General features: G+C 69.6%; 18 protein-coding genes and 2 pseudogenes. 6 read left to right on the top strand and 14 right to left on the bottom strand.

Features of this window, described 5'->3' with window-relative positions; genetic code table 11:
- Positions 1-35: 35 nt before the first annotated feature.
- Positions 36-548, bottom strand: coding sequence for a DUF2199 domain-containing protein (locus O3W51_RS27550; protein WP_138354382.1), 513 nt, complete (start codon positions 546-548; stop codon positions 36-38).
- Positions 549-723: 175 nt separating this feature from the next.
- On the opposite strand from O3W51_RS27550, the gene O3W51_RS27545 reads away from it, so the two are divergent.
- Positions 724-2,496, top strand: a complete 1,773-nt coding sequence (locus O3W51_RS27545; RefSeq protein ID WP_269287640.1) for a glycoside hydrolase family 9 protein — start codon at positions 724-726, stop codon at positions 2,494-2,496.
- 39 nt (positions 2,497-2,535) lie between these two features.
- Here O3W51_RS27545 and O3W51_RS27540 read toward each other — a convergent pair whose 3' ends face one another.
- The 3 genes from O3W51_RS27540 to O3W51_RS27530 form a co-directional block, all read right to left on the bottom strand.
- The gene (locus tag O3W51_RS27540) at positions 2,536-3,711 is read right to left on the bottom strand and encodes an alanine--tRNA ligase-related protein (RefSeq protein WP_269287638.1); all 1,176 of its coding nucleotides are present in this window, start codon (positions 3,709-3,711) and stop codon (positions 2,536-2,538) included.
- 269 nt (positions 3,712-3,980) lie between these two features.
- Positions 3,981-5,057, bottom strand: a complete 1,077-nt coding sequence (locus tag O3W51_RS27535) for a DUF3800 domain-containing protein (RefSeq protein ID WP_138354446.1) — start codon at positions 5,055-5,057, stop codon at positions 3,981-3,983.
- Between the two features lie 80 nt (positions 5,058-5,137).
- Positions 5,138-5,638 carry a MarR family winged helix-turn-helix transcriptional regulator gene (locus O3W51_RS27530; protein WP_138354379.1) on the bottom strand — a complete coding sequence of 167 codons (501 nt, stop codon included), beginning with the start codon at positions 5,636-5,638 and terminating at the stop codon, positions 5,138-5,140.
- Between the two features lie 179 nt (positions 5,639-5,817).
- Here O3W51_RS27530 and O3W51_RS27525 point away from each other — a divergent pair, with 179 nt between their 5' ends.
- Together O3W51_RS27525 and O3W51_RS27520 are read left to right on the top strand one after the other, a co-directional pair.
- Positions 5,818-6,324, top strand: coding sequence for a DinB family protein (locus O3W51_RS27525; RefSeq protein ID WP_138354378.1), 507 nt, complete (start codon positions 5,818-5,820; stop codon positions 6,322-6,324).
- A 51-nt stretch (positions 6,325-6,375) separates the two neighbouring features.
- Positions 6,376-6,948, top strand: coding sequence for a 3'-5' exonuclease (locus tag O3W51_RS27520; protein WP_138354377.1), 573 nt, complete (start codon positions 6,376-6,378; stop codon positions 6,946-6,948).
- A 91-nt stretch (positions 6,949-7,039) separates the two neighbouring features.
- Here O3W51_RS27520 and O3W51_RS27515 read toward each other — a convergent pair whose 3' ends face one another.
- The 6 genes and pseudogenes from O3W51_RS27515 to O3W51_RS27490 form a co-directional block, all read right to left on the bottom strand.
- Positions 7,040-7,327 carry a DUF6343 family protein gene (locus O3W51_RS27515; protein WP_138354376.1) on the bottom strand — a complete coding sequence of 96 codons (288 nt, stop codon included), beginning with the start codon at positions 7,325-7,327 and terminating at the stop codon, positions 7,040-7,042.
- A gap of 141 nt (positions 7,328-7,468) precedes the next feature.
- Positions 7,469-9,049, bottom strand: a complete 1,581-nt coding sequence (locus tag O3W51_RS27510; RefSeq protein WP_138354375.1) for an LCP family protein — start codon at positions 9,047-9,049, stop codon at positions 7,469-7,471.
- A gap of 198 nt (positions 9,050-9,247) precedes the next feature.
- Positions 9,248-10,390 (bottom strand): SGNH/GDSL hydrolase family protein, encoded by a 1,143-nt coding sequence (locus O3W51_RS27505; protein ID WP_269287650.1) that lies wholly within the window; start codon positions 10,388-10,390, stop codon positions 9,248-9,250.
- An 83-nt stretch (positions 10,391-10,473) separates the two neighbouring features.
- A pseudogene (locus O3W51_RS27500) lies at positions 10,474-12,913 on the bottom strand (glycosyl hydrolase family 95 catalytic domain-containing protein).
- 85 nt (positions 12,914-12,998) lie between these two features.
- Positions 12,999-14,867 carry an alpha-galactosidase D gene (locus tag O3W51_RS27495; RefSeq protein ID WP_438817413.1) on the bottom strand — a complete coding sequence of 623 codons (1,869 nt, stop codon included), beginning with the start codon at positions 14,865-14,867 and terminating at the stop codon, positions 12,999-13,001.
- A 109-nt stretch (positions 14,868-14,976) separates the two neighbouring features.
- Positions 14,977-16,149, bottom strand: a complete 1,173-nt coding sequence (locus tag O3W51_RS27490) for an ROK family transcriptional regulator (RefSeq protein ID WP_138354372.1) — start codon at positions 16,147-16,149, stop codon at positions 14,977-14,979.
- 178 nt (positions 16,150-16,327) lie between these two features.
- Here O3W51_RS27490 and O3W51_RS27485 point away from each other — a divergent pair, with 178 nt between their 5' ends.
- Positions 16,328-18,451, top strand: a complete 2,124-nt coding sequence (locus O3W51_RS27485) for an alpha-galactosidase (RefSeq protein WP_269287636.1) — start codon at positions 16,328-16,330, stop codon at positions 18,449-18,451.
- Positions 18,452-18,548: 97 nt separating this feature from the next.
- On the opposite strand, the gene O3W51_RS27480 is transcribed toward O3W51_RS27485, so the two are convergent.
- On the bottom strand, positions 18,549-18,797 hold the full coding sequence (locus O3W51_RS27480; protein ID WP_138354370.1) for a hypothetical protein: 249 nt from the start codon (positions 18,795-18,797) through the stop codon (positions 18,549-18,551).
- Positions 18,798-19,033: 236 nt separating this feature from the next.
- Positions 19,034-19,420: an ATP-binding protein gene (locus O3W51_RS27475; protein ID WP_138354369.1), complete on the bottom strand. Its 387-nt coding sequence runs from the start codon at positions 19,418-19,420 to the stop codon at positions 19,034-19,036.
- A 222-nt stretch (positions 19,421-19,642) separates the two neighbouring features.
- Here O3W51_RS27475 and O3W51_RS27470 point away from each other — a divergent pair, with 222 nt between their 5' ends.
- Positions 19,643-20,557, top strand: coding sequence for an ABC transporter ATP-binding protein (locus O3W51_RS27470; RefSeq protein WP_138354368.1), 915 nt, complete (start codon positions 19,643-19,645; stop codon positions 20,555-20,557).
- Positions 20,554-21,621 carry an ABC transporter permease gene (locus O3W51_RS27465; protein ID WP_138354367.1) on the top strand — a complete coding sequence of 356 codons (1,068 nt, stop codon included), beginning with the start codon at positions 20,554-20,556 and terminating at the stop codon, positions 21,619-21,621. The genes O3W51_RS27470 and O3W51_RS27465 overlap by 4 nt, the downstream gene beginning before the upstream one ends.
- A 48-nt stretch (positions 21,622-21,669) precedes the next feature.
- On the opposite strand, the pseudogene O3W51_RS27460 reads toward O3W51_RS27465, so the two are convergent.
- Together O3W51_RS27460 and ltrA are read right to left on the bottom strand one after the other, a co-directional pair.
- A pseudogene (locus O3W51_RS27460) lies at positions 21,670-21,963 on the bottom strand (VWA domain-containing protein); the annotation flags it as partial.
- A gap of 84 nt (positions 21,964-22,047) precedes the next feature.
- Entirely contained in the window at positions 22,048-23,823 is a 1,776-nt protein-coding gene (ltrA, locus tag O3W51_RS27455; protein ID WP_269287634.1) for a group II intron reverse transcriptase/maturase, read from the bottom strand.
- Positions 23,824-24,112 lie beyond the last annotated feature (289 nt).

The raw sequence follows: 24,112 nt of genomic DNA, 5'->3' as shown, positions 1-24,112 counted from the left end.
CCACGAGCCAGGTGGCGAGCCGGGTACCGAGCCTGTCAGCGCTGTGGATGCAGGACCGCCTCGGCGATCTGCCGCACCCGGTCCATGGTGATGCCGGTGCGCTGTTCCACCGCCAGCGGGTGGTCCGTGGGCTCGAGTTCCACCCGCGGGCGCCGGCCGACGGGGCGCGTGTGGGCGTTCGTCTTGAGGTCGGTCGTGCTCTCCGGATACAGGCTCAGTTCCGTCGACAGCCAACCGAAGTACGGCCGTTCGGTCTCCCGGCCCGGGGTCTCCCACAGCTCGCTCGCCCGCGCGAAGCTCTCACGGCTGAGGGAGATCCACACGCCCCAGGCGAAGACGTCCGTGCGTCCGATCACGGGTATCTCGATCAGACCCCGCACGAAGAAGGCCTGGTTCCTGATCACGCACTGGTCCAACGACAGGATGCTGTCGGGGTCGTTGGCGAAGGCCGGCTCCCAGATGTCCGGGGCCATGGTGGAGTAGCTCATCGGGAGCTCTTCGTGGTGCTCGCCGCAAGTGGAGCAGAGGAATCCGAGATCGACTGACATGGCGGAGACAATATCCGCTCCACGGTGTCCCGGATCCGCGCAGGGTGCCGGTACGGCCGGGCAGCCGCTCAGCCGCTCAGCCGCTCAGCCGCTCAGCACCGTCGCCGGTGGAGGGGCGTAGGTTCGCCGTAGAGCTTCGGTGCGGTGGAAGGGGCGGTGCTCGCGGATGCGCTCGATGGACGACCTTGACGATGTGAACGACGTGAACGACGGGGCGAGCACCGTACGGCCGGCCGTTCTGCTCGGCCATCTCGGTTACGGGCTCGGTGCGTCGAAGGCCGTCGTGGCGGTCCTGCCCGACGGCCGCGCTCCACAGCGGGTCGAACTGCTCACCGCCGACGCGCTCGTCGTCCGCCGCCTCACGGCCGGTCCCGTCCAGGCGGTGCCCGGCTGGCGGCGCGGCCCGTTCGCGCGGGTGGAGCTGCCGCAGGACCTGGAGCCGGGCCGCTACGCGGTCCGTGTCGTCGACGGCGACGGCCGCCGGACCGTCTCGGATCGTTTCGAGGTCGCGGAGGACCGGCTGCAGCGCGAAACGATGTCCGACGTGCTGGCGTACTTCAAGGCGATGCGATCCAGCGGCGAGATCGACCGGAAGGACCGGCACGCCGTGCTGTGGGGCGACGACACCCGCCGGGAGGTCGACGCGCGCGGCGGCTGGCTGGACGCGAGCGGCGACACCAGCAAGTTCCTCAGCCACCTCACGTACACCCGCACGATGAGCCCGCAGCAGATGCCGTTGTGCGCGTGGGCCATGATGGCCGCCCGTGACGCGATCGCCGAGCGCCATCCGGCGCTGGTCCGTTCCCTCGGCGCACGGCTGCGCGACGAGGCGCTGTGGGGCGCGGACTTCCTCGTCCGCTTCCGGGCGCCGGAGGGGTACTTCTACACCGGCATCTTCGACGCGCTGACCAAGAAGCTCGACGAGCGCGTCGTGACCGCGCCGCTGGCGGAGTGCGTACGCACCGACCGCTACCAGGCCGCCTACCGGCAGGGCGGCGGCCTGGCCATCGCGGCCCTGGCGCGCGCCGCGACCCTCGACGACCACGGTGACTTCACCGGCCCCGAGTACCTCTCCGCCGCGGTCCAGGGCTTCGTCCATCTCGAAGCCCACAACCTGGAGTATCTCGACGACGGCACGGAGTCGATCGTCGACGACTACACGGCGTTGCTGGCCGCGACCGAACTCGTGGCGGCGGGCGCGGACGGGGAGAACGGAGCCCCGGAGACCGGAGCCCGGGAAGCGGCCAGCCGACGGGTGCGCTCACTCCTCACCCGGTACGTACGACCCCCCGACGGCCCCGGATGGTTCACCGGGGACGCCGCCGGACGCCCGTTCTTCCACGCCGCCGAGGCCGGACTGCCCGTGCTCGCGCTGACCCGGTTCGCCACCGTTCTGCCCGGCTCCCCCGAGGCCGGTCCGGCCCGGGCACTGGCTCTGGAAGCCATGCTCGACACGCTGCGCCGCACCCACGCGGTCCCCAACCCGTTCGGCTATCCGCGCCAGCGGGTGCAGCCCGCCGGCGAATCGGCCGAGGACGCGTTCTTCTTCCCCCATGCCAATGAGACGGGCTACTGGTGGCAGGGCGAGAACGCCACCATCGCCTCACTGGCCGCGGCCGCCTCCGCGTGTGCCGCCCTCGACGGCGTCGCCGAGGACGACCGCGCCCGGCTCGGCGCGTTCGCCGACGACCAGTTGGCGTGGATCACCGGCCGCAACCCGTTCGACGCGTCGATGATCCAGGGCCGCGGCCGTAACAACGTCGACTACGCGTCGGACTTCCCCAACATCCCCGGCGGAATCGTCAACGGCATCACCTCGGGGTGGTCCGACGAGGTGGACATCGCCTTCCTTCCATCCGACGCCCCGCCGGGGGACGCCTGGCGCTGGGCCGAGCAGTGGATCCCGCACACGGGGTGGTTCCTGCTCGCCGTCGGGTCCGCCCGCTGACGGCCGCGACGGCCGGTCTTCTGATGGTGAGCCCTCTGGTCACCGCCCCTCGGAGGTGAGGAGTCCGACGACCAGTTCACGCGGCAGCCCGTGGGTCTCGTGCAGATAGCTGTAGTCCTCCTCGCGCAGCGGCCCGTCGAACCCCTGCCGGGACAGCACCAGCCGGCCCCGCTCCAGCAGCTTCGAGAAGCGGCGCTCCTCGTCGAGCAGCACATCGCGCACGGATCCGACCTCGCCCGTCTGCCGGAAGTGGTCGAGAGTGTGCTCGAAGAGCTCCGTGGGGAGGTCGGACAACGTCCGCGAGGGGTCGTCCCGCCACAAGGTGGTCAGCACCCGGCGCGTCAGCCGGCGCAGGACGTAGCCGCGGCCGGTGTTCGACGGGAGGACGCCGTCGCCGATGACCACGATGCTGGACCGCAGGTGGTCACAGACGACACGGAGCGAGAACTCGTCCAGGTCCCACAGGCCGGAGATCGTGCTCGTCCAGGGGTCGAAGATGTCGCACTCGTAGACCGATGGCTTGTCCTGCAGCACGGTCAGGAGCCGCTCCAGACCCAGCCCGGTGTCGATGCTTGGCCGGAGCAGGGGTTGGAGGCTTCCGTCGTCGTGGCGGTGGTACCGCATCTTCACGTGGTTCCACACCTCGACCCATCGCTGATCGCTGGTCGGGGTGCCCTGCGGTGGGGTGTCGCCGGTCCATACGAAGATCTCCGAGTCGGGTCCGCACGGCCCGGTGGGGCCGTTGGACCACCAGTTGTCCTCGCGTGTCAGCTCCACCGGCACGCCCAGCTCGTTCCAGGTCCGCAGGGACTCGGTGTCGGGGCCGACCTGGTCATCGCCACCGAAGACGGTGACATGCAGCCGGCCGGGCTGGATGCCGAAGCCGTCGCGCAGCAGTTCGTAGCCCCAGCGCAGGCTCTGCGGGCCGCCGTAGTCCCCGAGCGACCACGAACCCAGCATCTCGAAGACGGTCAGGTGGGTACGGTCGCCGACCTCGTCCAGGTCGGTCGTGCGCAGACAGCGTTGCAGGCCGACCAGCCGCTGACCGAGCGGATGCGGGCGGCCGAGCAGGTACGGGGTGAGCGGGTGCATGCCGGAGGTGGTGAACAGCACCGGGTCTCCGGGTGGCCGGAGAAGCGAGTCACCGGTGATGCGCTGGTGTCCGCGGTCGCGGAAGAAGTCGATGAAGGTGCTGACGGTCCGGTCGGTGTTCATGGCGGCGGTTCCTTCGGGTCGTGGGGACCGGAAAAGGAACCGTGGGCACGGACTGCGAAACAGGAGTCGTACAGCGCACCGGCGGCCGTTTCCGGTCGCCGGGGATGAGGAGTGAGGTCAGGCGGCGGCAACCGACGAGCTGGTAGCTCGCGCGGTCGCGGTGGTGATGTGCCTGGTGATCTCCATACGCCAACGGTAACAGGGGTGCCCGCCGAGGTGGCCGGCATTTCCGGCGGCGGGACCGGCAGGACCGGGGTGCTGGGGCGGCACTATCGCCGGGCACTCGGCACGGGACTCAGCAGGGACCAGCTTCTGCCGTCTCCCCAGAATGACGACTCATCGACATACGGTCGCAGCAGTGCGGTGAGCTCCGCATCTCCCCGTTGGTTGAGTTCGTCCGACGCGATCTTCCGCGCCACGCCGGCGAGGAAATCGGCGAGTTGGATGCGGGCGTCCGAGCGGGAGCTGACGAGCGTCACGCTCGTCAGCCGGCCGCGCGGACCGTACCCGGGATCAGCAGGGTGCGGCCTGCTGAAGATCTCCTTGAGCTGCGCGATCCGCTCGTCCGTCAGCGTGTTGTTCCGGTCGTGAACGATGGAGACAGGCTTGTTGCCGTCGCTCCAGTGCGCAACGGTCCGGACGATCGAGGGGATCAGCGGGTCCAGCGCGGGAATCACCGTCGGGTCGTCGAGGAGCCGGGCCCGAAAGGAATCCGCGGGCGATCGGGCCGCCGCCAGCCGTTCCAGGATGTCGTCGACCGACCCGCCCGCGGCGGTCCTGCGAAGGTTGTCGATGGTCCGGAAGAACGAGTCGACCGGGGTCCGTGTGCCCCAGAGGTTCTTGGTGCGCATCAGATGGTTGGACGACTCCAGGAACTCGCGCCACAATTCCGGCCCGAAGGACCGGGGACCCTCGCGATACAGGGCGACGGCAAGGGAATGGGCTTCCTCGTCCTGGCTCAGACCCGCACTGGCCGCGTGCGTCGCTTTCCCGACGAGCAGGTCCACCACCCTTCCGACGACGAAGAACGCCTTGTCGGTCAGATGGACGTGCGCATGGCCGTGGATCGGTCCCGATGGTCCGAGCAGCCAGGTGAGAACCGGCCGGTGTTTCTCGCGGAGCAGGTGATTCGCCTTGTACTCCTGCGCGGGCGAGCGAATTCTGTTCCGTATCTCCTGAATGCTGTCCGCCGCGAGCGCGACGTCCAACCGCACACTGGCATGGGCGAACACATCCGTGTTGCCGCCCAGGAGATTCTCGCCGTCGGAACCCGACTCGTCGCAGGCGATCTCGACGAGCCGGCCGGTCGGCGCCGCCTCGAGAGATTCCTCCCGATCGCCTGTCACTGCCTGGTCCTCCCACGGATGGACATGCCAGCCATCATCGGTGATCAGCGCGGGATCCACCACGAATTATCCGGCTGCCGTCACTCCTGAGCACCCTCCGGAGTGACGCCGGCCGGGCGGGCGGCGTCACTGCGCAGCTCCTCGGTGGCCTCGTGGTAGGCCGTGGCCGCGTGCTCGAAGTAGTCGAAGAGGACGTCGAGTTGCTCCGGGGTGTACCGGGCGAGCACCGCGCCGACCCGGCGGCGGGCGGGACCGGCCACCGCTTCGACGTCCACGCCCCCGGTGGCTCCGGCCACCGGCTCGATGATGACCTTGCGCCGGTCGGCCGGGTGCACCGCCCGGCGCACCAGGCCCCGGCGCTCCAGGCGGTCGATCAGCCGGGTGGTCGCGCCCGTGGTCAGTCCGGTGCGCTCGGCGAGTTCGCCGGAGGTGAGGCTGCCGGCCAGGTCGAGAACGCTCAGGGCGCGCAGGTCGGTGGTGTGCAGCCCGGCGGCCTCGGCACTCGCCTGCCCGTTGAGCACCACCGCGTCCACGTAGCGGCGGTAGATGCGATGAGCGTCCTCCCGGCGAACGGTTGACATCCCGGGCAGCCTCCCCTTCAATAATATCTGCACACATGCAGATACTTCAGTCGTGCAGATTCTTTGACAGTGTAACCAACCAGGAGGCCCGAGATGGACGCCCACAGCATCGCGCCCCGGCCTCGGGAACCGGCCGGTTGATCCCGGCGAGCGGCCACCCCGGTTGGCATGATGACCCGATGCAAGATCACGAGAGAACCCAGCCGCCGTGGATCGCGGACGAGCGCGCCAGCCTCACGGCCTTCCTGCAGTACCAGCGCGAGACGCTGGAGATGAAGTGCACCGGACTGACCACCGAGCAGCTACGGGAGAGGGCCGTTCCGCCCTCGGAGCTGTCGCTGCTCGGACTGGTCCGGCACCTGGTCGAGGTCGAGCGGGGCTGGTTCCGGAAAATACTGAACGACGAGAACGTCCAGCCCTACTGGCCGCGTCCGGAGCCCGGCCGGTTCAGCGAATGGGACGTCGACTCGGCCGATCCCGACGAGGCGTTCCGGGCCTGGCACGAGGAGTGCGCGCGGTCCCGCGCGATCGTGGACGCGGCCGCGTCGCTGGACGACACCGGGCACTACGGCGACGAGGTGTACTCGCTGCGCTACATCCTGACCCACATGATCGAGGAGTACGCGCGGCACAACGGTCAGGCCGATCTGCTCCGGGAGTGCATCGACGGCACCACCGGCGAGTAAGGCGAGTAAACCGACGTGACCTGCGGGTGGGCGTCTCCTACCCTCGGCAGCATGGACAGCGCCACAGGACTGTTGAACGTCATCGATGTCGAGGCGACCTGCTGGGCCGGCGAACCGCCTCCCGGGGCGGTGAGCGAGATCATCGAGATCGGGCTGACCGTCGTCGACCTCGACACGGGCGAACGGGTCGCGCGGCACCGCATCCTGGTGCGGCCCGCACGGTCCGCCGTCAGCGCCTTCTGCACCGAACTGACGGGTCTGACCCAGGCCGAGGTGGACACCGGCGTCGGCTTCTCCGAGGCCTGCCGGCTGCTGGCCGCCGAACACCGGGCCGGGAGCCGGCCGTGGGCCAGCTGGGGCGACTACGACCGGCACCAGTTCACCCGGCAGTGCCTGGCGACCGGCACGGAGTACCCCTTCGGAAGCCGGCACACCAACGCGAAGCTGGTCTTCACCGAGGCGCACGGACTGCGCAAGCGCCCCGGCATGGCGCAGGCGCTGCGGATCGCCGGGCTGCCGCTGGAGGGGCGCCACCACCGAGGTGAGGACGACGCCTGGAACATCGCCGCGCTGATCCTCGGCCTGGCCGCCAACGGTGCCTGGCCCGGCGCATCGGCCCCCTGACAGCGGGCGGTGTCGGACCGGTCCTGACGCGTTCGCCGCCGGACGCCTGGCTGCAGCGGGTCCTGACCGGAGAGTTGCTGGGCGGGCCCGGCTAGGGGCCGTGGTGCCGCAGGTGGGTGTCGCCGCCACGGTCTGGCCGATACGGCGGAATGTCCCGGCCCGGTTGGTAGTGCGCGCCCTGGTGGATGTGCCGGCCCACAACGAGCATGTCCACGACGGCCACCACTCCCACCACCGCGAACGTGACCGCCCACGCCGTATGACCCGCCACCGCGAACCCCACAGCGCCCACCACCGCCCAGGCCAGCCCGAACGCGGCCAGTCCCAGCCGCAGGCGCAGGGCACTGCGCGCGGTCAGCGGTTCACTCCCGGTACGCATGGCGACACATCTCCTCCCCTCCAGCATCCACCTTCGGAGCACCGAGTGGGGCGGGGTGCCGGACAGGATCGCGCCGTTCGCCCGGCGGGACCGTCCGCCGGGCTCCGTCAGGCGCGCGTGGCCGAGAACCTGCGGGGGCCGTCAGCCGCCGGACCCGAAGACCGTGTTGGCGCAGGTGTCCTGGTCCGCGGAGCGGGCGTCGGCCACGACGGTGGAGGGCAGCGCGGTGGGCGTTCCGGTCGGCTGCGCGGCATCCTGGCCGAGGGTGTAGTTCTTGCCGAGGACGAGCCTGATCCCGGCGGTGGAGACCGGTGACAGGGTGGCGCCGGGGAAGAGGGCGGCGACCTTCTGCGCGTCGGCGCGCCGGCCGGCTCCATACTCGACGACCGTCGTGTCGTACGTCTGGGAGGAGGCGGTGACCGTCCCGCTGACGCTGAAGCCGGCCTTCTCCAGGGTGGTCGCCGCCTTGCCCGCGAGACCGGTGGTCGCGGTGCCGTCGAGCACGACGAGCTTGACGCCCGCGCCCGGGGTCCCGGACGGCGATGCCGGAGCAGACGGTGTCGACGTCGCGGGCGGGGTGGTCGGCGACCCTGCGGCGTCCTGCCCGTCGATGGTCCGGTCGGCCTTGAGGGTGGCCCACAGGGTGTCGACGGCGGGGTGGACCAGCTCGACGCGCTCACCGCTGAAACGCCAGGGCGTGGTCAGGAACTTGAGGTCGCGCAGGTCGATGTTCTTCAGCGACGAGCCGAACTCCAGCAGCTTCGCCACCGAGGCGAGACCGGGGTCGACGATCAGCGACTTGGTCGCGGCGTCCGCGAGCGGCAGCAGCGTGGTGGGGTTGATGCCCTGCCCCTTGATCTTGGACACCAGCGAGCCGAGGAAGGCCTGTTGGCGCAGCATCCGGCCGATGTCGGAGCCGTCGCCGATGCCGTGCCGCAGCCGCACGTAGTCCAGCGCCTGCTGGCCCTGGACGTTCTGCTTGCCCTTGCTGAGGACCAGATCGCCCCTGGCGCCCAGCTTCGGGTTGACGTCACCTTGGTAGATGTCGTTCGGCAGACAGACCTCCACCCCGTGGACGGCCTTCGTCATCGCCGCGAAGCCCTCGAAGTTCGCCACGATGGTGTGGTCCACCCGCAGGCCGGTGAGTTTCTCGACCGTGTTCTGTGTGCAGGCCGGGTTGCCCGCGTCGGTCTCCCCCACCGAGAAGGCCTCGTTGAACATGGTGTGGGTCCGCTCGCTGGTCCAGCTCCCGTCCGGCAGCCGGCAGGCGGGGATGGTGACCAGGGTGTCGCGGGGGATGGAGATGCCGATCGCGTGCTTGTGGTCGGCGTAGACGTGCAACAGGATCGTGGTGTCCGAACGGGCCGTGCCGCTCTCTCCGCCGCCGAGGCTGCTGTTGGCGCCGCCGCGTGAGTCGGAGCCGATGAGCAGGACGTTGACCGGGGTGTTCCCGGTGGCGTCGGGTACGGCGGCGGGCGGGCGCTCCGCGCTCATCGCCTCGGCGGGGAAACTCTTGATGTTGCTGTTGAGCCGGTAGTAGATCGCGCCGCCCGAGACGACCAGCAGCACCAGTGTGCCGACGGCCGTCCAGGCGACGATCTTCTTGGCCCGACGGCGGGTTCCGCGCGCTGCTGCGGCGGGCGGGCCGTCGACCGTGGCCTCGGGTATCTCCTCGCGTGCGGCCCCGTCGTGTTCGTGCGTCTCGTCCCGCGCGCCTGACATCTGCGTCCCTCTCCCCTGATGTGCGGATCCTGAGTCGCACAGGGAAGAGCGTTGCAGACAGTTATGAGGAAAATGTTAGATCTCTCGAACAGTTCCGAACAGTGACATCCGGCGGACGCCGGGCCCGGTCGGGCCCGGCGTCAGAGCGTCGGATTCCGGGGTCGGCGCCGGCTCAGGACGGCGCCGGCCCGGCGGAGTTCAGCGGGTGCACCGCAGGCTCGTCAGGTCGACCGAGTCGGCCATCGCCTGCATGCCCTTGTCGTTGGGGTGCAGGTGGTCGCCGCCGTCGAAGACCGGAAGCAGCCGCTCCTGGTCGTACGGGCTGCGCAGGAGTTTGTCGAAGTCGGTGACGGCGTCCAGCGCACCGCCGCTCCTGATGAAGGAGTTGACGCCCTGGCGTACGGCCTCACTGGCGGGATCGAATTCCGACCACCCCTTGAAGAGCAGCACCGTCCCGCCGACGACGCAGACGCCCGCCGCGTGGGCCCGGTCGATGATCTGCCGGTAGCCGGCGATCATGTCGTCGACCGTGACGCCGCTGTGCGCCTTGATGTCGTTGATGCCCTCGAAGAGGAACACCGTGCGGATCCCGGGCTGGGAGAGCACATCGCGCTGCAGCCGCGCGAGGGCGCTCTGTCCGGCGCCGTCGGCCAGCACCTTGTTGCCGGAGATCCCCTCGTTGGCGACGCCCTTGATGCCGATGCCGGTCGCGCCCTGGAGCCGCCGCGAGAGGTAGTCGGGCCACCGGCGGTCGGTGTCGGTGCTCGACTGCCAGCCGTCGGTGATCGAGTCGCCGAGCGTGAACACGGCGCCGGTGTCCGCCCCGGTCTCCGCGCTGACCGCGTCGAGGTAGAACCAGGATCCGATCCGCTCGGTCCAACTGCCCGCGCCCTCCTCGCCTGCGTGCTCGCCGCCCGCCGCGTAGGACGTCTGCATGGCCATGCCGTGGCCGGTCGCCGGCCCCTCGGCCGCCACCACATGGAGGCTGACGACGAGATTGCTCTGCGCCGCCAGCGATCCGGACAGCGGATCGCTGTACACGGTGGCGCCGGGCGGCACCGTGACGGCCTGACCACCGCCGAAGGTGAGGCGGCGGTTGCTGCCGGGGAGAAGCTGGGCACCGTCCTTCTGCTGCCCGGCGTAGACGCTGTCGAACGTCACCGGGTGGTCGCCGAACGCGTTGGACAGCCGGATCCGGGGGCTGCCGCCGCCGACGCTGGTGCGCACGACGAGCCGGTAGCTGTGGTCGGCGACCGCCGTTCCCATCCGGTCGGCGCTCGCCCCCCAGGTCACCACCTGGTGGGAGGGACGCACCGCAGAAGTTGCCGACGCCGAGGACATGGCGGCCGGCGCGCACAGCGCGACGACGAGGGCGCCGACGACTCCTGCCACACGGCCACCGAGCGGGAACCACGGACGGCGGCTCACCGGCTGAAGTCCCGCAGTGTGACGGAGCCGCCCGGTTTGAGGCTGAGAGCGCGGGACACTCCCCCGTACGACACTGTGGTGCTGCGGCCGCCGACGCTGCGCAACCGCGCCTCGGTGACCTTGCCGTCCCGCCAGCGCAGGTCGATGACGAAACCGCCGCGTACCCCGACGCCGGTGACCGAGCCGGAACGCGCCCAGGCGTCGGGGAGCGCGGGGAGCAGTTCGATGTGGCCGGGGCGGGAGTAGACCAGCATCTCGATCATGGCGGCCGAGGTGCCGAAGTTGGACTCGATCTGGAAGATGCCGCGGCCCGTCGACACCTCATAGATGTCGAACAGGTTCATCGCGGTCCCGTTGGTCCCGCCGATGGAGGGCCGCAGGTTGTTCACGACCAGCTGGTACGCCTTGTCCGCGTTCTTCAGCCGGGCCCAGCACAGGCTGCGCCAGGCGTTCGCCCAGCCGAAGCTCTCCATCCCGCGCGCGGTGAGCAGCGCGGTCGCGCCGTCGACGACGGCCTGGGGGGTGGAGCCGTCGGGGCGGATCCGGTCGCCGGGGAAGAGCCCGATCAGCGGCGAGAGATGCCGGTGGGTCGTCTCTCCGAGGTTGTCGGGTGACATCCACTCCTCCAGCCAGCCCGTCTTCGGGCTCACCTGCGGCAGGTACAGCCGCTCCTGGAGGGAGGCGATGGTCCTGCTGTGGCCGCTGTCCCGGCCGAGGACGGCACACGCGGTGCGGTAGTTCTCGAAGAGCGCCCGCACCAGTTCCTGCGCGTAGGTGATGCCCTTGGCGTCGAGGGGGCCGTGCTCGGGCGACCAGTCGCTGTCGGCGATCAGGACCTCGCGGTCCTTGCCGGTGGCCGGGTCGGTGACGGTCGTGGTGAGCAGCCGCGCCTCCCAGAACTCGCAGGCGCCCTTCAGGAGCGGGTGGATCCTGGCGAGGTAGGCCGCGTCCTGGGTGTACTCGTAGTGCTCGAAGAGCGAGTTGGACAGCCACGCGTTGCCCGCCGGATGCCACCACCAGCCGCCTCCGCCATGGATGTTGGTCGAGATGGCGACGGTCCAGCCGGCGATCTTCCCGCTGGAGTTGCGGTAGCGGTTGCGCGGGTCGTTGAAGAGGGTGCGGGTCGTTGAAGAGGGTGCGGGTCAGCTCGGTCCAGGACGGGAGCTGCGCCAGGCAGTAGTCGGCGTAGGCGTCGAAGCTGCTGGACAGGCCGGCCCGGTCGGCCATCCAGTAGTTCATCTGGATGTTGATGTCGGTGTGGTAGTCACCCATCCAGTCCGGGTCGTTGCCGTCCAGCCACAGCCCCTGGAGGTTGAGCGGCAGACTGTCACGCGATCCGGCGATCATGAGATAGCGGCCGAACTGCAGGTAGGACGCCTCGAGTTCGGGGTCGGCCTCGCCGTCCCTGGCGCGGGCGCGTACCCGCTCCCAGGTGTCGAGGCCGCGCTGCACGGAGGACGACTCGCCGAGCGAGATGCCCATGCGGTCGAACAGCGCCCGGTGGTCGGCGACATGGGAGTGCAGGAGCGAGGTGAACGGGTGGCGGGCCGCCGTGAGGACCTTGCTCCGGGCCAGCTTCTGCGGGTCCAGGGCGGGGTCACGGTAGCCCGCGGCGGCGTCGGGCGCGTAGTTGGTGCCGCCGCTGACGACGACGGTGAGGTCCTTGCAGCCGGCGAAGGAGATCCGCGCACCGTCGGTGGTCACCGTGCCGGTGGAGCTGTACGCCGTCACCGCGGCGCCGTAGCGCAGTCCGCCGTCCGGGAAGGCGGCACCGAACGACGCGTACGTACGGGCCCCGTCCGTGGTCGTGGTCTCGTCGTGCGTGCCCGCCAGGGTGACCGTTCCGGTGTACCGGCCGCCACCGCGCTGGGAGAAGTGCAGGACGATGGCGTCGTCCGGGTGGCTGGCGAAGATCTGCCGCTCGTACGTCACTCCCGAGCGGACGTACGACGAGGAGACGATCCCCTGGCTGATGTCGAGGTCACGGCGGTAGTCGGAGACCGCCGAGAGGTCGTGGTCGGGGATGTCGACGGTCAGCCGCCCCAGGAGGGTGAAGGAGCCGAAGTTCTCCCGGGCGTAGGGGAACTGGCCGTCCGCGTCGAGCACGGCGTTGCGGCCGCCGGTCCACAGGGTGGCGTCGGTGAGGAGGAGCAGTTCGCGTGACGGGTCGTTGCCGGTGAGCGCGCCCAGCCGCCCGTTGCCGATGGGCAGCCCCTGCTCGATCATCGCGGTGTCGGAGGCGGGCGCCGGGTACCAGAACCGCGTGGTCGACGCCTCGGGAAGCAGGGGGGACTCGGACGGTCGCGCCGCCGGCGCGGTGGCCGCGAAGGCGGGCAGGCTGCCGAGTGCGGTGAAGGCACCCGCCGCGGCGGCGAGGGAGAGGATGTCCCGCCGGCTCGGCCGGCGGGGGGATGAGTCGGTGTTCTGGTCGTCCACGGTGCACTCCGTTTTGTGGCGGGACGTTGTGGGGGTGCGGACGGGGGTGCGGGGCCCGGAGGAGGTCGGACCCCGCACCCGGTCGTCACGACAGCTTCGGCACGTCGATCCGGTCGATGTCCGGGGCGTAGCCGTCGCCGCTGTCGAAGGTGACGGTGTTGCTGCCCGCCTTGAGGGTCACGGGCACACCGACGGTCTCGACGGTCCCCCAGTCACCGGTGGAGGGGAACTTCAGACCGGTGGCCCCGTTGCCGTTCGCGGAGATCTGGGCCGGGCGCGCGTCACCGCTGATGTAGGCGACGTTGATGACGTAGCGGCCGGCCTTCGGCACCACGATGTTGTTGAACTGGAGCTTGCCGCCCTGGTAGAGGTTGCCGACCTTGTGGCCGCCCGAGCAGGCCGCGCAGTCACCGATCCCGGCGTTGCCGCTGAGGGTGTTGGCCGCCGACTCGGCCTCGTAGCCGGTCATCTGCTGCGCGGGACCGTGCGGCGTGACGGTGAACAGCCGCGAGCCATGGGCCGGCAGCGCCTGCGTCACCTTGTCCTTGTACGTGCCGAGGTTCTCCTTGTTCCACAGGTCACGGACCGCTCCCTGGCCGGAGAAGCCGAGGGACGACCAGTCGGCGGTCACGGCGGCGGGCCCGTTGCCGAGGTTGAACAGGGCGACGGTGTAGCTGCCGTCGGCGTTCTTCGCGCTCCAGACCTGCTGGTCGCCGGAGGCGGTGATGGGCCGGGCGGGCGGGGTGCTGCCCTGGTTGAGCGCGATGACCTCGCGGTTGGTCAACAGCGAGACGCCGTAGTCGTCGAGGCGGGTGAGGTCGTCACCGGTGTAGAGCGGGGACTTGGCGATGGCCCACAGGGTCGCGTAGCTCTGCCGTTCGGCCTTGGTCAGGCCGTCCATCGCGCCGTTGCCCACGTCGAGGGAGTCGAGGTCGTTCCAGCCCCCGGGTCCGGCGTGCCGGGTCCAGCCGGCCACGTCGGCCCATCGGTCGTCGACCGAGTTCTCCCACGACACCAGGGTGTTGCAGTAGCACTCGACGTCGGTGTCGATCCGCCAGCCGTTGGAGTACTTCTTCCAGTCGGCGGCGTGGTTGATGTCCAGCGACCAGGACAGTTCGAAGTGGATGGGACGCCCGGCCGTGGCGATCGCCTTCTGCCAGGCGGCGGTGTCGGCGACGTTGTCGTAGTTGTCACCGCTCTTGAAGGAGCCGGGTCCTACACCGTCCAGTTTGAGGAAGTCGTAGCCCCAGTCGGCGAACATCTGGGCCTGCGAGTCGATGTACTTCTGGGCGCAGGGCCGGGAGAAGTCGAGTTTGTAGGCGCTGTCCCAGCCGTTGGTGGTGCGCAGGTCGCCGTGAACGATGTCGGCGGTGGTACAGCCCGGCGCGTTCCAGACCGGCACCTTGCCCGCGCCGTACGCCTCCTTCTCCAACCCCGCGGGCAGGTAGATACCGGCCTTGAGACCCTTGGCGTGGATGTCGTCGGCGACCGGCTTCATGCCGCGCGGGAACCGGACGGGGTCGGGTGCCTGGCGGCCGTACCCGTCGAACTCCGGCTTCCATGTGGTGTCACGCCACCAGCCGGCGTCGATGTTGACGTACTCGTACCCGTACTTCTTGAGCTTCGACGCCAGCGCGCCCGCCTGCGTGAGGACGTTCTTCTCGGTCAGGTAGCTGTAGTCGCCGTCGGGGTTGAGCCCCGGGTACTTCGAGGACTGCATGCTCCAGCTGGACCAGCCCATGAACGGCTTCTGGGCGGGCGCGGCTACGGCGGCCCGGGCGGTGGTGGGAGCGGTGGAGGTCCTGGCCGCCGCGGGAGAGGAGGCCATCGCGGCCGGGACGGTCGCCGTCAGGCCGGCGGCGAGGGCCAGGACGAGCAGGGCCCGGGTGGCACGGCGGGCCGGCGGCGCGGTGACGGACATGGGGGGTGTGGAGGGGTACGAGGATGACCGCATGGGTCGGACCTCCTGTTGTGAGGGCATGGGCGTGCGCAGGGCGTTGCGGAGCGGCATGGTGGTCGTACGTGTGCGTGGGGGGCACGCCGTGGGGGTCGGGGGACGTGCGTTACGTGTCGATGCCGATGAAGGACTGGATCGCGGTGGCCGCGGCGCCGCGCGCCCACTCCTCGAAGGGCAGTGGACGGGTCATGACGTCGCACTGGGCGGCGGTACCGAAGGCGGACGCGGTGAAGGCGACACGGATGTGCTCGGCGAACAGGTCGTACGCCGCCAGTCCCTCGCCGGAGATGATCACTCGTTCCGGTCCGAGAACGTTGACGACGGCCCCGATGGCCCGGCCGATCGCCTCCCCGGCCCGCGCGTACACCTCTCGCGCGCCGGGGTCGCCCTGGTGCGCGAGCTCCAGGGCCCGGGCGGAGTCGGTGACCGGCAGTCCGGTCACCTCACGGACCCGGCGGATGATGGCGGCGTCACCGGCGATCGCCTCCACACACCCGGTGTTTCCGCAGTGGCACAGCGGCCCGAGCGGGTCGATGGACAGATGGCCGATCTCACCGGCGACGCCGTGCGCGCCGGAGACCACCCGTCCGTGCACCACGAGTCCGCAGCCGATGCCCGCACCGACGGTCACCAGCGCGAAGTCGGACACGCCGGCCCCGGCCCCGAACCACTGCTCGGCGACGGTGAGCGCGCGGACGTCGTTGTCGACGGTGACCGGCAGGCCGGTCACCGTGCCGGCCAGTTCCGCGAGCGGCACGTCGCGCCAGTCGAGGAACGGTGAGTAGCGCACCACTCCTGCCACCCGGTCCACATCGCCGGACACCGCCAGCCCCAGCCCGCTGACCTGCACACCGAACCCTTCGGCCTCCGTGAGCAGCTCCTGGACGAGTGCGCCGATGGAGGCGAGCACGGCGCCCGGGTCGCGGGCGGTGAGCTGGACGTGCCGGGCCACCCGGATGCGGCAGCACAGATCGGTGAGCACCGCGATGATCTCGTCGCCGGTCACCTTGACGCCGATGAACAGCGCCCGGCCGCCGTCGACGCGTACGGGATTGGCGGGCCGTCCCAGCGACGCCCGCGCCTCCTCGTCCACGCCTTCGACGAGATAGCCGGCCGCCATCAGCGGCCGTACCGCCTTGGTGACCGCCGCCGGTGACAGCGCGGTCCGCCGGCCGATCTCGATCCGGGTGAGCGGACCGTGGGACAGCACGGTGGTGAAGACCAGGGAGGCGGCCGGCGTCGCTGCCGGAACCACGTCGGTACGAGGCGACGAGTGCATGGCCGAAACGTAGGGGGGTTCTTTTCCGCTGTCAATGAAAGAAGTAAGCTCCTTTCAAGATGTCGCCCCAGTGGGATCTTGACCTCCAAATGCAGGTGCCGTCATGGGTATTGACAGGTGATCGCAAGCGGGGTTGGCTGCCGACTGCTCTCGAGGCGCTATCTGAACGTAAGGATCCATGCCTGTGATCTCCTTCGCCCCCGACACCGGGGTCTGGCTGCTCCGCACCCCGCGCACCTCGTACGCGCTGCGCGTCGACGGGACGGGAGCGCCCTGCCACCTCGCGTGGGGACCGCGGCTGACCCTCGCGGAGGCCGAGGAGCTCGCCACTCCCCCGCCCCCGCCTGCCAGCAGCTTCGAGGGACCGCCACCCGTCGGTGAGGAACTGCCCGTCGACGGCGGAGCGCGGTTCGGGGTCCCGTCGCTGCAGGTGCGCTTCGCCGACGGGACCCGCGCCTTCGAATGGCTCGCGACGGGCCACCACGTGCACGAACCGGCGCCCGGGGCCGCCGAACTGGTCCTGGAGTTCCGCGACCGCCACTACCCCCTGGAGATCGCGCTCCACTACCGCGTCCACGACGACAGCGATGTGATCGAACGCTGGACGGTGCTGCGCAACACCGGCGACGACACCGTCACGCTGCCCCGTGCCGACTCCGCCGCGTGGACCGTTCCGGCCCGGGAGGACCACCGGCTCAGCCATGTCACCGGCCAGTGGTCGGCCGAGACCCAACTGCACCGCGACCGCGTGCCGTTCGGCGAGACGACGCTCACCAGCCGCCGGGGCATCACCAGCCATCACACCAACCCCTGGGTGATGCTGGACGCCGGCGACGCGACCGAGGACCACGGCCAGGTGTGGAGTGCGGCCCTCGCCTGGAGCGGCAGCTGGCGCATCACCGTGCAGCGGTCCCCCGACGGCCGGGCGGGGTTCACCGGCGGCGCCGGCCACGACGGGGCGGTCCTGCCGCTCGGCCCCGGCGAGGAGTTCACCACGCCCCGCTTCGCCGGGCTCCACTCGGACGGCGGTTTCGGCGCGACCAGCCGGGCCTGGCACGCGTACACCCTGGCCCACGTACTGCCGCACGCCGACGAGACGCGCCCCGTGCTCTACAACTCGTGGGAAGCCACCGCCTTCGACGTGGACGAGCCCGGCCAGCTCAAGCTGGCCGCCCGCGCGGCGGCGCTGGGTGTGGAGCTGTACGTCATGGACGACGGCTGGTTCGGCGCGCGCCGCAGCGAGCGGGCCGGACTCGGCGACTGGACCCCGTCCCCCGACCGTTTCCCCCAGGGCCTCACCCCGCTGGTCCGTGAGGTGCACCAGCTCGGCATGCGGTTCGGCCTGTGGGTGGAGCCCGAGATGGTCAACCCGGACAGCGACCTCTACCGGGCGCACCCGGACTGGGTGCTGCACTTCCCGCACCGCGCCAGGACCGAGCTGCGCAACCAGCTGGTGCTGAACTTCGCCCGCCGGGACGTCGCGGACTGGGCGTACGGCTGGCTGACCCGGCTGGTCGGCGACAACGGCATCGACTTCCTCAAATGGGACATGAACCGCGCCTTCAGCGAAGCCGGCTGGCCGGATCAGCCGGACGGCGCCGACCGCGTGGGAACGGCGTACGTGCACCACCTCTACGAGATCATCGACCGGCTGCGCGCCGACCACCCCGGCCTGCGGATCGAGACGTGCAGCGGTGGCGGCGGCCGGGTGGACCTGGGCATCCTGTCCCGCACCGACCAGGCCTGGACCTCCGACAACACCGACGCGGCCGACCGGATGCACATCCAGCACGGCTACGGCCAGATCTACCCGGCCCGGACCATGGCCGCCTGGGTGACCGATGTGCCCAACCAGCTCACCGGCCGCACCGTGCCGCTGCGTTTCCGCTTCCATGTCGCGATGGCCGGAGTACTGGGCATCGGAGGCAACCTCACCCGCTGGTCGGACGACGAACTGACCGAAGGCGCGGCCCTGTTGGCGCAGTACAAGCGGGTACGTCATCTGGTGCAGCACGGCACCCTGCACCGGCCGCGCGGTCCCGTCGACGAAGGCCCGGCCGCCGTGCAGTACACCGCGGCCGACCGGAGCGAGGCGCTGCTGCTGGTCTGGCGGCGCACTCCGCGGCACGGCGGTCCGCGGCTGCCGCTACGGCTGGCCGGCCTCGACCCCACCGCCCGCTACCGCGACGCCGACAGTGGCTCCGTGCACTCCGCGGCGGTACTGACCGGGTACGGCCTGCTCCCCGACCTGCCGCACGGCGACTGGGCGAGCACGGCGGTGCACCTGGTCCGGGTCCCCTGAGCCGCGAGTGGCCCGGGGCTCACCGGCGTCCGCTCCGCAGTGCTCGGGCGTTCCGCCATGGCCGGGCCTTCCGCAACGGCCAGGCGTTCCGCAGCGGTCAGGCGTTCCGTTCGCCGTTGCGGCCGCTGCCGCCGTCGGCACCGTCCTTCTCGACCCAGTAGTCGCCGTACGCGAGGTTGCGGGACGGGGTGTGCTTCCCGGTGGGCGGGGCCGTCCGGTCGCCGTCCTCGCGGGGCCGGGTGGGGGCGCCGGGCAGCCACTCGTCGCCGACCTCGCCGAGCGGGTGGCCCATGGGCAGGCTGGAGGGGGCCTCTACGGCTCCTTGGCGACGGCTGCGCTCCGACATGACCATCCGCTCCTCACAGCAGGGGCTACCGAGCCGATCATGACCCGGATGCCGCGGTCGCGCCACACCGGCAGGCCAATCGAGGGACGCGGACCACCCGGGCGGCGGACACCGGTGGGCGGACAGCAGCGGGCGGACAGCAGCGGGCGGACATACTGATGGGCCCGGAGGGAGCCCGGGCCCACAGCTGGACCAAGTGTACGGAAGCGCGTCGCTGCTATCAGGGATACGGCGGCCTAGCCCGGGACCAGATCGGCCCACACCCGCTTGCCTCCGGCCCGCGGGACCACACCCCAGCCGCCGGACAGCCGTTGCACCAGGTTCAGACCGTGCCCGCCGGGCAGGTCCGGCCGCGCCGGTCGCACCACGGGCAGGACCGTGGAGGAGTCGTCCACGGCGATCCGCAGCCGCCGCTCGTCCCACATCAGCCGCAGGCCCACGGCGCCGGAGGCGTGCCGCACCGCGTTCGTCACCAGCTCCGACACCAACAGGGCGACCACGTTGTAGTCCGGCCGCCAGTGCGCGGGCCAGCTGAACCCCTCCAGCTGTGCACAGGCCCAGGCCCGCGCCTCCGCGACGCCGCCCTTCGCGACGGAGACCTTCAAGAACCGCTCAACCATCATCGAGAATCACCCTCGTCAGCCTTCCTCCTGGGACCGGCGACCCCACCACCCAGCGCCTCCCGGCCATTTCACGCCTGCCCTGCGCCTGCCCACCCCGGCGCGATCCACCGCCTCCGCACTCCCCCCGCTTGCCCCGGACGCTCCTGTTCCGCTTCGGAACCGGTGGGACGGGAACAGGCGATCGAGCCCGGTGGGGCCGAATACCGCCCCTAAGGTGTGCCCATGACTGCAGCGATCGCGGCCGAAGGGCTGCGCAAGCGGTACGGGGACGTCCAGGCCGTCGACGGCGTCGACCTGGAGGTGAAGTCCGGGGAGTTCTTCGGGGTGCTCGGGCCCAACGGGGCCGGGAAGACCACGACCCTCGAGATCCTGGAGGGGCTGCGCAAGCCGGACGAGGGCAGTGCGCGGGTACTGGGACTGAGCCCCTGGCCGCGCAACTCCGCGCTGCTGCCGCGGATCGGGGTGCAGCTGCAGGCGTCCGCGTTCTTCGAACGGCTGACCGCGCGCGAGCAGATCGTCACGTTCGGCTCGCTGTACGGCGTCGGAGCGGCGCGGGCGGACGCGATGCTGGCCCGGGTCGGACTCGCCGACTCGGCGGGCACCGCGGCCGAGAAGCTGTCCGGCGGCCAGGGGCAGCGCCTGGCCATCGCCTGCGCCCTGGTCCACGACCCGGAGCTGCTGTTCCTCGACGAGCCGACCACGGGTCTCGACCCGCAGGCCCGCCGCAATCTGTGGGATCTGCTGCGGGAGATCAACGCCGAGGGCCGGACCGTCGTGCTGACCACCCACTACCTGGACGAGGCCGAGATCCTGTGCGACCGGGTCGCGGTGATGGACCACGGCCGGATCCTGAAGACCGATCCGCCGGCCACCCTGGTCAGGGAGCTGGACGCACCGACCCGGCTGACCGTGGAGTCCGGCCGGCTCACCGCCGACCGGGCGCGTGAGCTGCTGGCCGGGTCCGGAACGCGGGCCGACGTCGCCGACGACGGCGTCACCCTGACGATCGCCACCCGCACCCCGGCCCCGGTGCTCGCCCTGCTCGCGGAGCAGGACGCGCTACGCGGCCTGGAGGTGCGCGGGGCCACCTTGGAGGATGTGTTCCTGCAGCTCACCGGACGGGAGTACCGCGCATGACCGCCTTCCGCTCCCTCGCCAGAGCCCAACTGCTGGGCTGGAGCCGCGACCGCGCCGCGGTGTTCTTCACGGTTCTGTTCCCGCTGCTGTTCCTGCTGCTGTTCGGCTCGTTGTTCAAGGGCGCCTCGGCACCCCACATCACGCTGCTGCAGAACGGCCCGGTCGTCCTCTTCGACTCCATGACGCCGGACCAACGCGCGCAGCTGAACGAGGAGGTGACACTGGTCCGGGACGACGACCAGGCGGACGCCCTCGAGAAGGTCAGGAACGGCGACGACGACGGACTGGTCAGCCAGGGCCCCGACGGCCGGCTGGTGCTCCGCTACTCCGTCGCCGACGCCACCCGCGCCGCGACCGTGCAGGGTGTCGTCAACGGCATCGTCCAGCAGGCCAACCAGGACGCGAGCCACGCTCCGCCCACGTACGTCCTGCAGGCGTCCCAGGTCGAGGATCTGTCGACCAAGCCGATCCAGTACCTCACCCCGGGCCTGCTGGGCTGGGCCATCGCCACCTCCGGCACGTTCACGGCCGCGCTGACCCTGGTGGTGTGGCGCAAGAAGTTCATCCTGCGCCGGCTGCGGCTGGCTCCGGTGCGGCTGCCCGCCGTGGTCGCCGCCCCGGTCGCGGTGACGCTCCTGGTGGCGCTGTTGCAGATGGCCGTGTTCCTCGGGGTGGCGACGTTGCCGTACTACGGGCTGAAACTCACCGGACAGTGGTGGATCGCGCTGCCGCTGGTGCTGTCCGGGTCGCTGGCGTTCATGTCGATCGGCCTGCTCGTCGGATCCTGGGCGAAGACCGAGCAGACGGCCACGGCGGCCGCACAGTTGATCGTGCTGCCGATGGCGTTCCTGTCCGGATCTTTCTTCCCGCTGGACAGCGCTCCCGGCTGGCTCAAGACGATCTCGACGGTGCTGCCGCTGCACCATCTGTCCACGGCCATGCAGAACGTGCTGACCAGGGGCGGCGGCTGGGGCGACGCGCTGCCGACGATCGGCGGGCTGCTGCTCTTCACCGCGGTGCTCACCCTGCTGGCGGTGCGGCTGTTCCGCTGGGACGACGCGTGAGCGGCGCCGAGGTGAGCGCGCCCGGCCTGTTGCTTCGGGACACGAGGGTCAGCGGATGATGCCCGCGGCGGTGGCGGCGGTGATCCAGGAACCGAACTCCTGCGTGAGCCGCTGATAGAGCTCGGCATCGGACAGGGCGCGCGGATCGTCTCCCGCGGGGAAGAACCCCGCGTTGTCGACCACGCGCTTGGCCGGTACCGGCAGGTCGTCGAGCTTGCGGAGGAAGTCGAACTGACGGTCGTCGGGGTTCCCGAAGGCCACGAACTGCCAGAAGATCGGCAACCGGGCGGCGGTGCACAGGACATGCTCGGCGGCGGTCCTGGAACTGGGGCTGCGCCGGGTAGGCCCCTGCCCTCTCAGGCAGAGGCCCCCCTCAGAACCGGACGTGCGAGTTGTCCCCGCATCCGGCTCAAGCAGACCAAATGGCTACGCCTTTGGAATCCCTCTAGGTCCCATGCGGAAATCACCTGCGTGGTGCTGCCTGTGACAGTCCGTATGAATGAGCATGAGGTTGGACGTTTGGTCGCTACCGCCCATAGAGCGGTAGGTCAGGTGGTGCCTGTTGACCGTCCGTGCGTTCGCGTCGAACCATTCAGCCCACTCTCGCGCTGAATCAGGCTCGTACGGTGCACAAGCAATCAGATCTACCCCACAGAGTGGGCACAGACCCTTCTGTTTGGCCGCCAGCGAGACGTTGACTTTGCCTTCTCTCGGTGGATACGACCGCCTCCGGGTCCGTGTGGCCCAGTACTCTTGCAACGATGGATCATCGGGAGACGAGTCCCCCTTGACCATCGTGTGTCGTTGAATACTAGTCCAGGAGAACTTTTCCAGGAACTGCCCAGTCTTCTTTTCTCCGAAGACCCAGTTGTCCATTCGGGTGGGGTGGAAGCGCCCGAAGTACTTGGCCTTTACCCAGGCCGAGCCCTTCTGCGGATGCTGCCTCTTGCCCCACCGGTACATCCGCTGATAGACGAAGCTATCCAGTGTTCCGAACACCTTCGATGCAGCGTGTGGCCGGTGGTACATTGCCCAGCCCTTGATCAAGGCATTCATCCGACGGATGAGCGTTTCGATCTGCAGCCCGCTATATGGCGATGTGAGCTCGCGAATCTTTTCCTTGACCGATTCGATTGATTTTCGGCTTGGTTTGATGAGGATGCTAGAGCCGACCTTCTGAACTGTGCACCCCAAGAAATCGAATCCTTCATCCACGTGGACGACTTTCGTCTTGTCCTCGTTGATACTCAACCCTCTGGGCTCCAGCCATCCGGCCAATCGCTCCTTGGCCTCTCGCGCTTCCTTTTCGGTGGCACAGATAACCACAAAATCGTCAGCGTACCTTACCAGGATCGGGGACTTCGTTTTCACCCTCCTCCATTCGGGGAGGTCTGTCGGGTCCCCTGCAATCTCCCTCATGCCGTGCAGTGCGACGTTCAGGAGCAATGGGCTGATCACTCCACCTTGGGGAGTTCCCTCGCCCGTTGGGGCGAAGTTCCCATTTTCCATCACGCCCGCCTTGAGCCAGCGATAGATTTCCCGGCGTGCCGGGAAGTCGCCAATGGCTTCCATGAGGCCATGATGGTTGATGCGATCGAATGCACTGGTCAAGTCCGCATCGAGAATCCACGACCGGCCGTACTTGCCGTTTCTCCCACACAAGAACTTGTGAATTACCACCAGTGCATCGTGGCAGCCTCGCCCCGGACGGAACCCAAAGCTGCGTCCATCGAAGCGGGCTTCCCATTCAGGCTCCAGGGCATTCTTCACCCTGGCCTGTTCCACTCGGTCCCGGATTGTTGGAATACCGAGCGGGCGCATCTTCCCATTGGCCTTAGGAATATACACGCGTCGCGTAGGGCTGGATGATGCCAGCGGGGTCTTTGTCAGTGTCCTGGCCAGTCGTCCCCGCCGTTCATCCGACGTGGCAGTGAATCCATCCACTCCAGCCGTGCGGCGTCCCATGCTCCGCTGCGTCACTCGCCTGATGCTTACGAGCACGTTGGCGCGAGATCGCAGCATGAGCTTTTGAAGGTTTCGGACCTGAGTGAGGTCCTTTTCCTGCGTTGCCCTGAAAATCCGCTGCCTCAGTCGCTTTACGTCCGCTTCAGCCTTGGCCCAGTCAATACCATGCCAGAATTCCGCGTCGCCCATGGCTTCGTTCGCTCCGGCGGTGCGCTCTTCCACTGTTGCGTCAGTCACGTCCCCTCCATCGCGTCTAAGTCGGCACATGGTTCAATAGATTTTGCGTTGGTAGATTCAGAGGTCCACCAGACCCGCGTGGGCATCCTTTCGGATCCGGACATAGGCCCGGTATCCACCAGGTTGTACGTGGGGGCCGAGGCGGCCCTGTTCCGCGCTTTCCCTTGAGCTTTCGCCCTGGTGGCATTCGCTTTTCGAGTCTTCCTTCGCCCGCAAGGGGATTGGTCCTCAGTTGCCCTTGGCTTACCAGGACGCATCCGCCCTGGACCCTTGCGGGGTTGTCCTGTTC

The sequence above is a fragment of the Streptomyces sp. H39-C1 genome (assembly GCF_027158125.1).
In the GTDB taxonomy this organism is placed as follows: Bacteria; Actinomycetota; Actinomycetes; order Streptomycetales; family Streptomycetaceae; genus Actinacidiphila; species Actinacidiphila fildesensis.
Note: the sequence above shows the minus strand (reverse complement) of the source record. Positions and strands in the feature narration are given on the sequence as shown.